General features: G+C 60.6%; 10 protein-coding genes. 5 read left to right on the top strand and 5 right to left on the bottom strand.

The window, feature by feature from the left end; translation table 11 throughout:
• Nucleotides 1-37: 37 nt before the first annotated feature.
• Entirely contained in the window at nucleotides 38-1,051 is a 1,014-nt protein-coding gene (locus tag V1T76_RS24780) for a calcium/sodium antiporter (protein ID WP_330563361.1), read from the bottom strand.
• 371 nt (nucleotides 1,052-1,422) lie between these two features.
• Here V1T76_RS24780 and V1T76_RS24775 point away from each other — a divergent pair, with 371 nt between their 5' ends.
• From V1T76_RS24775 to V1T76_RS24760, 4 genes are all read left to right on the top strand, one after another.
• Nucleotides 1,423-2,094, top strand: a complete 672-nt coding sequence (locus tag V1T76_RS24775; RefSeq protein WP_006937548.1) for an outer membrane protein — start codon at nucleotides 1,423-1,425, stop codon at nucleotides 2,092-2,094.
• Between the two features lie 296 nt (nucleotides 2,095-2,390).
• Nucleotides 2,391-3,932 carry an efflux RND transporter periplasmic adaptor subunit gene (locus V1T76_RS24770; protein ID WP_330563360.1) on the top strand — a complete coding sequence of 514 codons (1,542 nt, stop codon included), beginning with the start codon at nucleotides 2,391-2,393 and terminating at the stop codon, nucleotides 3,930-3,932.
• Nucleotides 3,933-3,989: 57 nt separating this feature from the next.
• Nucleotides 3,990-7,169, top strand: a complete 3,180-nt coding sequence (locus V1T76_RS24765) for an efflux RND transporter permease subunit (RefSeq protein WP_330563359.1) — start codon at nucleotides 3,990-3,992, stop codon at nucleotides 7,167-7,169.
• Nucleotides 7,170-7,298: 129 nt separating this feature from the next.
• A complete protein-coding gene (locus V1T76_RS24760) occupies nucleotides 7,299-8,303 on the top strand; it encodes an aldo/keto reductase (RefSeq protein WP_442970171.1) in 1,005 nt (334 codons plus the stop codon).
• A 357-nt stretch (nucleotides 8,304-8,660) separates the two neighbouring features.
• Here the strand turns inward: V1T76_RS24760 and V1T76_RS24755 are convergent, their stop codons facing one another.
• Nucleotides 8,661-10,094, bottom strand: coding sequence for a glyceraldehyde-3-phosphate dehydrogenase (locus V1T76_RS24755; RefSeq protein WP_330563358.1), 1,434 nt, complete (start codon nucleotides 10,092-10,094; stop codon nucleotides 8,661-8,663).
• 372 nt (nucleotides 10,095-10,466) lie between these two features.
• On the bottom strand, nucleotides 10,467-12,101 hold the full coding sequence (locus tag V1T76_RS24750) for a winged helix-turn-helix domain-containing tetratricopeptide repeat protein (protein ID WP_330563357.1): 1,635 nt from the start codon (nucleotides 12,099-12,101) through the stop codon (nucleotides 10,467-10,469).
• A 119-nt stretch (nucleotides 12,102-12,220) separates the two neighbouring features.
• On the opposite strand from V1T76_RS24750, the gene V1T76_RS24745 reads away from it, so the two are divergent.
• Nucleotides 12,221-12,445: a tautomerase family protein gene (locus V1T76_RS24745; RefSeq protein WP_148585848.1), complete on the top strand. Its 225-nt coding sequence runs from the start codon at nucleotides 12,221-12,223 to the stop codon at nucleotides 12,443-12,445.
• 143 nt (nucleotides 12,446-12,588) lie between these two features.
• On the opposite strand, the gene V1T76_RS24740 is transcribed toward V1T76_RS24745, so the two are convergent.
• Both V1T76_RS24740 and V1T76_RS24735 read right to left on the bottom strand, forming a co-directional pair.
• Nucleotides 12,589-13,410: a hypothetical protein gene (locus V1T76_RS24740; RefSeq protein WP_330563356.1), complete on the bottom strand. Its 822-nt coding sequence runs from the start codon at nucleotides 13,408-13,410 to the stop codon at nucleotides 12,589-12,591.
• A 72-nt stretch (nucleotides 13,411-13,482) separates the two neighbouring features.
• Complete coding sequence (locus V1T76_RS24735) at nucleotides 13,483-14,268, bottom strand: hypothetical protein (RefSeq protein ID WP_330563355.1); 786 nt, start codon at nucleotides 14,266-14,268, stop codon at nucleotides 13,483-13,485.
• Nucleotides 14,269-14,275: the final 7 nt, after the last annotated feature.

Below are 14,275 nucleotides of genomic sequence, written 5' to 3'. Positions count from 1 at the left end.
CGCGGCTCTGCTGCCAACAAGGCTGCAAAAAGGGCTTTCAGGAGGTGTGCCCCAGCACATAAACGGTGGCGATATAGGCGCAATAGGCCGTCGTCATGACGGCGCCGGAGACGCGACCAAGGCAGATGCGCATTCCGGCCAGGATTGTCAGCAGGATCGCACAGGCCAGCATCACCCAGATATCCAGCTTAAGAACTTCCTGTGGCACGTCGATGGGAACGATGACCGCGGTGATGCCTATGATCGCAAGAAGATTGAAGACGTTTGAGCCGATGACGTTGCCGATGGCGACGGCGCCATGCTGACGGATGGCCGCCATGACGGTGGTGGCCAGCTCCGGCAGGGACGTGCCGAGCGCGATGACCGTCAGGCCGATCACGGCTTCACTGACGCCCCAGGAGGTTGCGATCGACGTTGCCCCACTGATGGTGAAATGTGCACCGAGCGGCAGGCCAACCAGGCCGAGCACGATATAGGCCAGCGCGATCCAGATGGAGTCCGGAACGTCCTCGACATCGTCCAGGCCGTCGTCGTCCTCCACCTCGATTTCAGCGGCCGCAGCACCTGCGGAGGCCGCGGCAATCGCCATTTGCTCTTTTCTGTGCTTGCGCGCCATCATCGTTGAGGCTGCGAGGAAGACACCGAGCAGTGCCAGAAGAATGACCCCGGCGGTGAGGCCGATGGGGGTGAAGAAACAAAGCGCCATGAAAACGATGGTGACGGCCACCATGAACAGTGCGTTGCGCGTTGCCCCGGTTTCGCCGCAAGGCGTTGCCGCGATCAGCGCGGGCATGCCCAGAACCAGAAGCACGTTGGCGATGTTGGACCCGACCACGTTGCCGATGGCAATGCCGCCTGCGCCTTCCAAGGCTGCTTTCAGGGAAATGACGAGTTCGGGAGCCGATGTGCCGAAGGCGACGATGGTCAGGCCGATGACCAGATTGGGAATACCGAGACGCTGGGCAATTCCGACAGAACCCCTGACCAAGACATCGCCGGCGATAATCAGAACAACAAGTCCGCCTGCGAGGCTTATGTAGTCAAAGAGCATTTACGAAATTCCGGTTCGGGTCAGGTTCAGTCGTCAAAGGCGGCTTCAATGTGGCAGCGCCAAAGTTCAACTTGGCGCCTTATACGCAATAGATCGGTGAGGGGAAAGCCGCGGACAAGGATCTTTCTACCGGCCAAATGGGGTTTGTGCATGCAAATTGCAATTGTCTTTACGGGTCTTTCATCCTGTCAGAATGTTGCCTCCATTCGTCATCAAAACTCCCCATTCTCAATCCTGATCCGCCACAAACGATCTCCATATCTTTGTGATGGGGGAGAGTGAGGGCGCGGCTATTGTCCCGTCCAACTCGCACATGGCCGGCTGATTACCGGCCTAAGCACTAATGGATAAAGTGGATCTGGAGTACTCAAATGAAACGTCTTGCACTTGCTGGCATGGCCCTGACAGCTGCGGCAACCGCATCGGCGCCTGTCCTGGCTGCGGATCTGCCGCAGTCGCCGGCACCGGCCTATGAGGCGGTTCCGGCTCCGCAGCAAAGCATCGATTGGACCGGCCTTTATGTCGGTGGCAATCTCGGCTGGGCGTTCGGCCAATTCGACAACAAGGCCGGCAACAACACCGGGCTTGGAGTGGATGCCAACGGCATCGCCGGCGGTCTTTACACCGGTTACAATTTCCAGGTGACGCCGAACATCGTCGTCGGTGCGGAAGCCGACTTCAGCCTGACCGACCTGGAAAAATCCAAGTCCAACGGCGGCTTGACCCTTCGGTCCAAGTCTGACTGGAACTCCAATTTCCGTGGCCGTGTCGGTTACGCCTTCGACCGTTACCTGGTCTATGGTGCCGGCGGTCTGGCGATTGCCGATCTGGAAGTTTCCGGCAATGGCGACACCGACAGCAAAACGGCCCTCGGCTGGACGCTGGGTGCAGGTGGCGAAGCAGCCATCACCAACAACGTTACCGCCAAGCTGGAATACGTCTACCAGGACTTCGGCGAGCAGGATTTCAACCTGAACGGAACCGGCGTGAGCTCGGATTTCAACAATTCGCAGGTTCGTATGGGTATCGGCTACAAGTTCTAAGCCAGCCCGCAACCGATGCGGAAAGACCCGGTACCGAGAGGTGCCGGGTTTTTTCATGGCTGCCTTACGTTTGGTCTTTGGTGAAGGTGCGGCTTTTGGGTGGCTGCGGCAAAGGGAAGCTGCTGACAGCGCGGCATGTCCGCTTTCCGCTGTAAACGGTACGGTCCGATACAAGTCGTTACAAGCTTTTCCGAATTTCGCCCCAGTACCGTGCTAGGAATGGCATCTGACGTAAGGTGCCGGTGCTGCGGGTGTTTTGTTCTGCCTGATTGCCCGGCCTTCATGTGGAGAGGCGAATGCGGTTTCTGATGCGCGGACTTGCCGGTCTGGCATTGATGGCGATCATGATCGGCTTTGCCGGTTTTGGCGGTTACCGTCTTTACAATGCGATGACGGCGGAAGAGACCGCGCAGAGCCGGCCCGCCCGGGAACGCAGTTATTCGGTCAATGTCGCCGAGCTGACACCGCAGACGGTGGCGCCGGTGACGACCGCCTACGGCCAGGTGGAAAGCTGGCGGACGCTGGAACTGAGGGCAAGTTCCGAAGGTCGGCTTGTTGAGGTTGCCTCCAAGTTTCGCGATGGGGCAGCTGTCGCCAAGGGCGAACTGCTGCTCAGGATCGATCCGGCCAATGCGGAGTTTCAGGTGCTGGATGCGGAGGCGGCCCTGGCTGATGCCGAGGCCCAGAAAGCAGAGGCCGCGGAAGCGATTGTCGGGGCGGAGCAGGAGCTGGAAGCGGCTCGCCGCCAGCTTGAGCTGCGCAAACAGGCGCTCGAACGCCAGCAGCAACTGAGGGACAAGGGCTATTCCACGGCCGTGCAGGTTGAGACCGAGGAACTGGCCGTCGCCTCGCTGGAACAATCGCTCAGCAACCGTCTGCAATCGGTCATCACAGCGCGCAAGCGGATCGAGCGCATGGACCTGACGGTCAAGCGCGCCCGGCTTGCGCTGGACGATGCCAGGCGCACCCTGGAAGAAATCACCCTGACGGCTCCCTTCAGCGGTTACCTGTCGGAGGTCAACGCCACGCTGGGGCGGCGCGTTGGCTCCTCCGAAACCCTTGCCCTTCTGATCGATCCGGCGGCGCTGGAAGTCCGGTTTTCCCTGTCGACCGACGAGTTCTCGCGGCTGCTGGATACCAGCGGCAATCTGGTGAAAGCGCCCGTGACTGCCGTCCTGCAACTGGGCAGCCGCTCCATCGAAGTGCCGGGCACCATCGACAGGGCCGCGGCTGTCGTTTCCGAAGGGGAGGCCGGGCGGACGCTGTTTGCCGCGCTCGATCTGGAGCCTGGTACGGTTCTGCGGCCGGGCGATTTCGTGAAGGTTGAGGTGCGCGAGCCGGAGCTTGCCCGGGTTGCCCTGGTCCCCTCGGCGGCCGTGACGGAAGACGGCCGCATGCTGATTGTCGGCGAAGACGAGCGGATCGAGGAAATCAAGGCAACGATCCTGCGCCGCATGGGCGATGACGTGATTGTGGCCAATGTCCCCTTCGGAGCCGATTATGTGCGCGAGCGCCTGCCGCAGCTCGGCACCGGGCTGAAGGTTTCACCAAGGCGCAGCAACGGCGGGCCGGATGCGCCGCAGGCGGACGAACCGGCGAGTGTGCAGGCACCAGATGCGCAGGTGTCAAATGGCGGGGCGCCGGAGAATGGCGAAACGCGTCTCTCCGGCGATCTGGTGGCGCTGGAACCGGAGCGGCGTGCGGCCCTGATCGATCAGTTGAACAGGTCCGACATGCCGGAAAACCGCAAGGCGAGACTTCTTGCCCTTCTGAACAAGCCGATGGTGCCGAAAGAGCTGATCGAACGACTGGAGCATGGCGGCGGAAACAGCGGCTGACCAGAGCTGATGTCTTTCGTCCCGTCCCGCCCGATACCCTGATTGGAGTGTTCCCACATGCGTTCTCCCGGCGGATCGCAATTTGCCTCGCTGCTGGACTATATGGTCCGGCACCGTACAGCGGCCAACCTGCTGCTGGCGATGATGCTGATCAGCGGTTTCGCGGCCTCGACGCAGATCCGGACACAGTTCTTTCCCGATTTCGTACGCGAGGAAGTGGAAGTCGTCGTCAACTGGTCAGGCGCCGGACCCGAGGATCTCGACAGGGCCGTGGTCGAAATTCTGGGTCCGCAGCTCCTTGCCATCAATGGCGTCGACGAAGCCACGTCCGTCGCGCGCGAGGGCAGAGCCAGCATCGAACTGGAGTTCGAGGATGGCTGGGACATGAGCCAGGCGACGGACGAGGTGAAGGCCGCCGTCGATCAGGCTCGCTCCAGCCTGCCCGAAGGCATCGACGAGCCCGTTGTCACCAGAAGCGTCTATTCCGACCGGGTGACGGATGTCGTCATGTACGGGCCGGTCGACATCGACCAGCTTGCCCGCTTTGCCGAGGATCTTCAGACCGTCTTTTTCCGCCAGGGTGTGACACGGGTTTCCATTCGCGGATTGGAAGACCCGATCATCCGGGTGAATGTCGGCGAGAACATGCTGGTGCGGCACGGGCTGACGCTTGCGGAGATCGCCGACGTGGTGTCGGCCGAAATGGAAACGACGCCCGCGGGCGATGTCGCCGGCAGTTCCGCGCGGTTGCGCACCGGGCAGACCCGGCGCAGCGAGCAGGAGCTGGGCGAGATCGTTCTGAAAGCGCCCTCGCAAGGAGAAAAGCTGCAGCTTCGGTCCGTCGCCGACATCGTCACCGAAGGGGTGGAGAGCGGCAGGGCCTATTATCACAAGGGCCAGCCGGCGGTGGTTCTCAGGGTCAGCCGCAGCGCCCAGGGAGATACCATCGAGGTTCAGCGGGCGGTGGAACGCATCACGGCGGAGTTCCAGCACACACTGCCCGAAGGGGTTGTCGTTCAGCTTACCAACACCCGCTCGCAGGCGATCATCGACCGGCTGGATATCCTGGTTGAAAACGGCATCTTCGGGCTGGCCCTGGTGCTGTTGTTCCTGTTCCTGTTCCTGTCGGCGCGAACGGCTTTCTGGGTGGCGGCCGGCATTCCGGTGGCGATGGCCGCCACTGTCGGGCTGATGTATCTCTTCGGGATCACGCTGAACATGATTTCCGTGTTTGCGTTGATCATCTGTCTCGGCATCGTCGTGGATGATGCCATCGTGGTGGGCGAGCATGCCGACTTCCTGCACCGGCGCGGTTATTCGCCGGCGGAAGCCGCCAGCCTGGCCGCCCGGCGCATGACGGCGCCGGTCTTCTGCGCTTCCATCACCACGCTGATTGCCTTCGTCGGGCTGGTGGCCATCGGCGGGCGCTTCGGCAGTCTTGTGGCCGATATTCCCTTCACGGTGTCGGTGGTGCTGATCGCCAGCCTGGTGGAATCCTTCCTCATCCTGCCGGCGCACATGAACCACGCCCTGAAGGCCAGCAAGAAAAAGCACTGGTTCGATCTGCCCAACCGTCTGTTCAATCGGGGTTTCGTCTGGTTCCGGGAAAAGCTGTTCCGCCGGTTCGTCACCTGGGTCATTGCCGTGCGCTATCCGGCAATCGGCTTTGCGCTGATGATCCTGGCGCTGTCGCTGACGCTGGTACTGGACAAATCCGTGCGCTGGCGCTTTTTCAATGCGCCGGAGCAGGCGGTGGTTTCCGCCAGTATTGCCATGATGCCGGGGGCAAAGCGCGACGACACCAAGGCGATGATCGCGGAGATGGAACGGGCGCTTGACGTGGTCAGTCAACGCTATACCGAAAAATACGGCGCCGACCCGGTCATTTTCGCGCTTTCCACCGTTGGCGCGACCGCCGGACGCGGCCTGAGCGGCGCAGATACCAAGGACGCCGACCAGCTCGGCGGTATTTCCATAGAACTGCTCGACCCGGACCTTCGGCCCTATTCGGCCTTTCAGTTCATTGGCGACTGGCGCGAGGAAATCAGGAAGCCGCCGCTTCTGGAAACGCTGGCCCTGCGAGGAGAGCGCTCGGGCCCCGGCGGCGATGCCATCGACGTCAAGCTCTATGGCAACTCCACGGAAAACCTGAAGGCCGCCGCCGAAAGCCTGAAGCAGTCGCTGGGTGCGATGGAGGGCGTCAGCGCGCTGGAAGATACGCTGGCCTACGACAAGCCCGAACTGAACCTGACGCTGACACCGCGCGGCGAAGCCCTTGGCTTCACCACGGACGAAATCGCCCGCGTTCTGCGCAACCGTCTGGAAGGCATCAAGGTTGCCGAGTTCCCGATCGGCCGGCGGACGGCCACCGTAAAGGTGCTGCTGCCGGACGAGGAGACGGATGCCGCTTTTCTTTACACAACGCGGGTGCGCACCGATGCCGGAACCTATGTTTCCCTGAGCGAGATCGTCAATGTCGAGAGCACCTACGGCTTTGCCTCGGTCCGACGCAGCGACGGTCTGCGCACGCTGCGCGTCTACGGCGATGTGTCGGAGGACAACCCGGAAGCTGCCGCAAGGGTGACGGAGGTGCTGCAATCCGAGCTTCTGCCGCAGCTTGCCGCCGATTACGACGTGGAAAGCGAGATGAGCGGGCTGGCGGAACAGGAACGCTCGTTCCTCTCCGATGCCCTGATCGGCTTTGCCCTGTGCCTGGCCGGCATCTACCTGGTCCTGTGCTGGATCTTCGAATCCTGGACCCGGCCGCTGATGATCATGATCATCATTCCCTTCGGCTGCGTCGGCATGATCTGGGGGCACTATCTGCACGGCGTGCCGCTGTCGATGTTCTCCGTTGTCGGCTTCATCGGCATGGCGGGCATCATCATCAACGACAGCATCGTGCTGGTGACCACAATCGACGAATACGCCAGGGGCCACCCCTTCCGGCAAGCCGTGGTCAACGGCGTCTGCGATCGGCTGCGCGCGGTCGTGCTGACCACGGCCACAACGGTGTTCGGCCTGGCCCCGCTCCTGTTCGAAACCAGCCGGCAGGCCCAGTTCCTGCTGCCAACGGTCATCACGCTTGCCTACGGTCTGGGCGTCGGCCTGTTCCTGGTCATCCTGCTGGTGCCCGCCCTGCTGGCAGTGCAGAAAGACTTCGGCCAATCCATCACCAGCGGCAAGCGCCTGCTCAAGGCCCGCGGCCGGGCTCCGCTTTCGGGTGGGCGGGTGTGAGGTTGGGCGTGCAACGATGTACTGGAGCAAAGCTCACATCCACACGAGAACATCTGACACATTTCCGGCATCGGGCCAGAAAAGTGTTTGATCAAAGTCAGTTCAATCAAACGTAAAAGGAGACACGCCTTGAACCGTCGTTGGCTGGGCGATTGCGCCTTGTCTGTGCCCGTACTCAGCTTGGGTACGGCGAGTTTCACCTCCGGGCCATGGTCTGGAAATGATGCGGGCGAAGCCCGGCGTCTGGTCGACATCTGTCTCGACGAGGGGTTGAATATGTTCGACACCGCGGACGTCTATTCCGGCGGAAAAGCCGAGATGGTTCTCGGGCAGGCAATCGAGGGGCGCCGAGACAAGGTGATCATCTCCACGAAGGCAGGTCTTCGTACTGGTCCCAACGAACACGATGTGGGGAGCTCACGCAGCCACCTGTTGGCCGCTGTCGACGGTATGCTGAGCCGCCTTCGCACCGACTACATTGATCTGTTCCAGCTCCATGCGTTTGACGCCATGACACCAGTGGAAGAGACCATGGAGGTGCTGGATGGATTGGTGAAAGCAGGCAAGGTGCGGCAGCTGGGTGTCTCGAACTACACCGGCTGGCAGCTAATGAAATCCCAGGCAGCGGCACGGTACAACGGTTGGCAGCCCTTGGTCGCGCACCAGGTGTATTACTCTCTGATCGGACGCGATTACGAATGGGAGCTGATGCCGTTGGGACTGGATCAAGGCGTCTCAGCTTTGGTGTGGAGTCCTCTGGGGTGGGGCCGTCTGAAGGGAGGCACGAGGCATGTCTCGGCGGGCCGGCACAAGGAAGCGGCTCCGGATTATGCACCGCCTCTTAACGACGAAACTCTTCTGGAGCGCGTACTTGCCGCGCTCGGGCACGTGGCCCGTGACACTGGCAAAAGCGAAGCCCAGGTTGCGCTGAACTGGCTTCTGCAGCGACCCACCGTCGCAAGCCTGATCATCGGCGTTAGCAGCGAAGCCCAGTTGCGCAACAATATCGGGGCCACCGACTGGGTGCTGGATGCGGAACACCAACGCCTGCTTGACGAGGCCAGTGCCACCCCCGTTCCCTATCCATATTGGCATCAACGCGCCTTCCCCGAACGTAATCCGCAACCGGTATGAACGGAATGCGATGTGTCTGCTTTCAGGAGTCATAAGCCCGGCGTGAACGCGACGCCTTGCTCGCACTATGCTGACCTGGCTTGTTTGCCTGGGCCGACTATCTGCTCCGGGCTGTAACTGGATGGCAGGCGTTCGATCAACATCGAAAACCGGGGCAGGGGATTGTTGCTACACCTGGATCTCATTTATCAATCCAGCCCGGTCTCCGGTCTGGTTCTTGTCAAGAGCCGGGGCAGAGTAGCAAACCAGGGGCGCTTTTTCCCGCAGGTCGATGGGGGGAGCATCCAAGGCAACCAGGCAGTGATAGGCAGGGGCCAAGACATGGCTTGGCCCCGTGCCGTTTCGTTGAGGCCGCTGTTACGCGGGAACTGTCGGGTATTTCATGCCCGCGACTGCTTGCATCAGGCGGATGACCTGGGTGCTGTAGCCCGCCTCGTTGTCGTACCAGACGTAGAGGACCAGGCGGTTGCCGTCGACGATGGTGGCCTGGCTGTCGACCACGCCGGCGTGGGTGGAGCCGACGAGGTCGGAGGAGACCAGTTCGGTCGAGGCCGTATAGTCGATCTGGTCCTGCATCGGCGATTGTACGGAAACGCCCCGCAGGTAATCGTTCATTTCCTCGGCCGTCGTCTCGCGCTTGAGGTTCAGGTTCAGGATGGCCATGGAGACATTGGGGATCGGCACCCGAACCGCGTTGCCGGTCAGCTTGCCCTTCATTTCCGGCAGGCACTTTGCGACGGCGCTTGCTGCACCTGTGCTCGTCAAGACCATGTTCAAGGGTGCCGCCCGGCCGCGGCGATCGCCCTTGTGGTAGTTGTCGATCAGGTTCTGGTCGTTGGTAAAGGCGTGGATGGTTTCCACGTGGCCGTTCTCGATGCCGAACTCATCGTTGATCACCTTGAGCACCGGTGTGATGGCGTTGGTGGTGCAGGAGGCGGCACTCAGGATCTTGTCGTCTTCCGTGATGTCGTCATGGTTTACGCCATAGACGACGTTCTTGATGGTGCCTTTGCCCGGCGCGGTCAGAATGACCTTCGACGCGCCCGGACATTTAAGATGTTGGCCAAGGCTTTCCTCGTCGCGCCAGATGCCGGTGTTGTCGACCACCAATGCGTTGCGGATGCCGTATTTGGTGTAATCGACCTCAGCGGGGGAGTTGGCGTAGATCACCTGGATGTAGTTGCCATTGGCGATGATCGCGTTCTGCTCTTCATCGATGGTGATGGAACCGCTGAATGCGCCGTGGACAGAGTCCCGTCGCAGCAGGCTTGAGCGTTTCTTGAGGTCGCCCTCCTTGCCGCCGCGCACGACAATTGCACGAAGGCGCATCTTGTTGCCGGCGCCGACGCGTTCGATCAGCATGCGGGCGAGAAGACGGCCAATGCGGCCGAAACCGTAAAGAACGACGTCCTGCGGTTCCTGCAGAATGGAGGTCTTGCCGGTGTTGATGCTGGCAAGCTGCTTTTCAAGGAAGCTCTTAACGTCGCCGCCTTCTTCCATGTAGCGGTGGCAGAGCTTGCCGAGGTCGACGCGGGAGGCGGCGAGATCCATCTCGAGCATTGCTTTGACGATTTCAAGGCTCTTGGAGACTTCCAGCTCCTGCCCGGTGATCTGCAAAGCATAGCGGTGTGCCTTGATGATCTCGATGGCGGAGTTGTTCAGCAGGCGGCGCCCGAAAATCCGGATGTTGATGCCGAAATCACGGTAGAGGTGTCCAACAAGTGGGATCATCTGCTCGGCGGCGGACTGTTTTTCCTTCCAGTTCTCGAAGTGATTATCCATGGCCGCCATACACAAAACTCCCTTTTGGTCTTTCCAGCGCAATGAGTGGCAAGTCTTCAGCCTGCGCAGGGTGTTTAGCTCTTGTGCAAACGCAATGTCCATAAGCAGTTTGAAGACTAATCGATTGAAATTTCAGAAAGTGCTTTGTGTCGCATTCCCGTGGTGGAAGGCGATACATCCGGAACCTTGAGGGCGCCGAAGGATCAACACAAGGAGACTTGAAATGATCGGAGAGGCGCAGAGAATATCTTGGAGGTTTGTAAATGAGGACGTGTATAGCGTCTGAAATCGGCCTTCGGCTCCAAGCAGATAGCGGCCGTCACACAATTCCGGTGTTGATGTGGGGCAGGTTTTCGGCGGTGTTGCGGGTGTAAAGCCTTGTCACACGCCGAGATCCCGCATGGCTTTTTCTATGGTTTCGCGAGCACTGTTCTCGGCAAAGGGGAAGGAGGCAAAGAAGACTTCCGAGCTGATGGCCGGATCCGCCTGTTTTGCCCGTGCGAGCCATTGCCGGGCTTCGGCATCCTTGCCGGCAAGGTGTGATGTCAGCGCCGCGATCAGCGAGATATGCTTGTGGGCACCGATCATCTGCGCCGCTTTCACGGCAAGCTCTTGCGCCTTTGGAATGTTGCCAAGTTGAAGTTGCACCAGCGCCCGTGCCGATGTCATGCCATAGGCGAGCGGGTCGAGCGGACTGAGGTCCAGCGCCAACGCAAGGTCAACATCGGCCTGCACTGCACGCCCTGCCATCACGCTCACCAGGCCCCGTGTGTAGACGCCCTGCGCAAAACTGGGGCTGAGGCTGGTTGCCCGGTCGAACCAGGCGATGGAATCCTCCAGCTGGCCGTCGAGCCAGGAGCATCGCCCGGCATTGAAATGGGCAAAGGGATCGAGCCGGTCGGTCTCCACCGCTTGCTGCGCCAGCACCCGTGCCTGTTCGACCTCCGCCGCGGGATCTTCTGAAAAACGCATGAAGGCTGACTGGAAATGTGTGAAGGACAGCCCACCCATGGCACCGGAGAAATAGGGATCGCGCTCCAGAGATTGTGTGAACAGCGCGGCCGCTCTCGCGTTGTCCTGCCGGTTGAAGCGGTACATGTGGTCAAGGCCCAGGTGGAAACAGGCCCAGGCATCGAGTTCTCCCGGCGCACGCCTGCGGGCGAGCCGCACTTCGTTCTGTGGGATCTGGACCGCCAGACTGGCCACCACATGGCTTTCGATGTCCGACCTGAGTTGCTGCAACTCAGTAAGGCCGCCGCGATAATGCTCTGCCCAGATCGTTCCGCTGCTGGTCATGTCGATCAGCGACACGCCGATGGTGACATGCTCACCCGACAATTCGACCGTTCCTGTGAGCCCATAGCGAACACCGAGCTGCCGACCGGCGGACAGCGGGTCCACGTCGGGCCCGCGAAAGCGGAAGCTCGATCCGCGTGCGATGACGAATAGCCAGTGAAGGCGCGACAGATCCGCAATGATGTCGGCGGGCAGGGCATCGGCCACGATTTCTTGCTGGCCCGGCTCGCCGAAATACTCGAAGGGCAAGACAGCGATAGAGGGCCGGCCATCGCGTGCGTTCTTCAGCATGTCTTCAATCGCCGGGGCGGCTTGCTCCTCGGTCATGAGGGCGGATTTCACGCAGAGCGTTTTCTCCAGATCACCGCTGACCTCGGTGTCCGCAACAAACCGGAACCCTTTGCCATGGATTGTCCGGATGACTTTCTGCGCGCTGCCTGTGTCTCCCACTGCCTTGCGCGCCGCCTTGATCCGAGCCGCCACAGCAGTTTCGGAGACGATCCGTCCGTCCCAGATATGCTCGATCAATTCATCCTTGCTGACCATCCGGTCGCGGTTTTCCGCCAGCAGCAAGAGAAGGGAGAGGACTTGCGGCTCAATCGCCACGCGTTCGCCACCGCGGCGCAATTCGAAACGTGCCCCGTCCAGTTCAAAGCCGTCGAAGGTAAACACCAGGGCGTCGGCTTGCGGCACATGTTCCCCTTTCCCGAAAGTCTTCATGAAAAGGTCAGTTATATTCACGTCCCCGTCAAGCATTGCCGCAGGGGAAGGCGTATCTCTTGTTCATCGGGAGCAACCGATAGTTTTGAAGCACTGAGACATGAACCAGGAGATATGAAATGCCTTTGGTAACGATTGATGTCATCAAGAACGTTTTCACCCCCGAACAGAAGCACCAGCTGATCGAAAAAGTAACCGAAGCCATGGTCTCGGTCGAAGGCGAAGCCATGCGCCCGGTCACCTGGGTCCGCGTTATGGAAGTCGAGCAGGGGGATTGGGCGATTGGCGGCCAGCGCCTGGGAGCTGCGGACGTTCATGCCATGTCGGGCAAGAAAGTCGCCTGACCCGAGCGAAAAACTGTTGCAACAAGGGCCGTGCCTTCAGGCGCGGCCTTTCGCGTTTGGGCGGGCAGTTGCAGACAGCTCCTCAGGGGCGAACGCTGGTTGGTTGCGACCCTTCCGCTTTTTTCTGAACGGGCCGCCAGTTGTCAAACCTCAAGCGAAGGAAAGTCGTCGTGCAATTTGTCGGCATATCTGCCTTCGAACGTGTGTTGCCCTGCGTGGCGGATGGTGGTTTGGCAGTCGAGCCAGATTGTGCCGCTGCAACCTCGGACCCAGCGCAGGCTGAAGCTCTGATCTTCGTGCAGGAACAGCCGTCCGTCCGGCGTCGGCAGATGGCCGAAGAAGTCGTAATACTCCATACCGGCATGGGCCGGGATCAGCGACATATCGGGATAGTGGGTGACGACGCCGCGTGCCACCATTGTTTCGGGCACCTTGCGGCTCAGCAGTGTCAGGCCCTGGCCCCCTGCCGGGATGGAGATGAAGCCATCCCGGTGCTCGGGCTGCCAGTCCGTGTTGTCATAGTCGCGAAGCTGGTGGTTGTAGGTCGTGCTGCGGGAGATGAGCTGTTCCATCGGGGTTCGCTCGGTTTCCGGCAGGGCGGCTTCGGCTTCAATGAGGTGCCGGAGCAGGTCCCAGTTGTAATATTTCTGCGGGTAGGACGCGCTGACGAAATCATCGCCGAAGGCGATCAGCCGCCAGATGGCCTCGGGCGAAAACTCCATGTCGGAATCAAGCATCAGCATATGGCTGAAGTCCTTGTGAGCGAGAAACTTGCTCATCAGGTGATTGCGGTTGATGACGAGGTTGGCCGCGCCGTAGGTTTCGAACGCAAAGGGCAGTCCGTGACGCTGAAACTCCTGTGTCAGCGCGATGAGCGAGCGAACGGTCGGCAGTTCGACCTGTCCGCGGGTCGGCATCGCGATCATGATGACGAGTGGAGTTGCTTCGCCAGCCTCGTTCGCCATTTCCTGTTCCTTCTTCGGAAAGCGGTTGGCTCGAACCGCAGCGCCTTTGCAGCCGCAAGGGGCGCCGGTCTTCTAGGGTTTCTTTTTCGGTTGAACGAGGTGCGCCGGCCGCAGCTCTTCCGCCGCCTTGAAGAGTGAAAATGTCTGGTTCACAAAGCCGACAACACCGTTGATCTGCTGCAGATAGGCCTCCAGCTCCGGTGTGCGCTCCGCCTCGACCAGCTGGATTGCCCGTGACTGGGGCAAGACTTCAAACAGGACATAGAACAGTGGGTCGCCGCGCCGCAGTTCAAGAGGTGCCGAGATATCGTGCCACTCGAAAGCCCAGGTCAGCGTTCGCGGCCAGACGTTGATCGGAAACCGTCCAGGGATCATCAGACCGGGCAGGGGCGTTTTTCTGAGATGCTGAAAGGGCGGAAGCTGCGACATGTAGGTGGGCTCGTCCGCTATGAAGATATATGGCAGGCGCATCTGCAGGATCGGCCTGCCGGGGTCGCGCCATTCCTCACGCGGATGAAGGATGATGAGATGGGCAAAGACATCGTCACGAACCGTGGACATAGGGCCGTCGGCATTTACAACGGCAGGTTCGCCAAAGTCGGTTTCTGCCATGCGAAGTGTCAGGTCGCAGGGACATTGCACCTCGAACAACCGGCTTTCGAGCCCCAGAACCGCCGGGCACGCAGTCACCGATTTTGCATGGGTTCGCGGGAGTGAGGGCGAAGGCTGTTTCAGCCTTTGCGGCGGCTTGTAGATCAATCGGGATTCGTTTTCCGCCAGAAGCCACCCGATTGTCGCCGGGCCGCTTTCTTCGCCGTCTCCGCCGTGCACGTCAACGCTGACGTTGAAACTCAGCACGGGCGGG

The organism is Roseibium sp. FZY0029 (genome assembly GCF_036350355.1).
GTDB lineage: Bacteria > Pseudomonadota > Alphaproteobacteria > Rhizobiales > Stappiaceae > Roseibium.
Note: the sequence above shows the minus strand (reverse complement) of the source record. Positions and strands in the feature narration are given on the sequence as shown.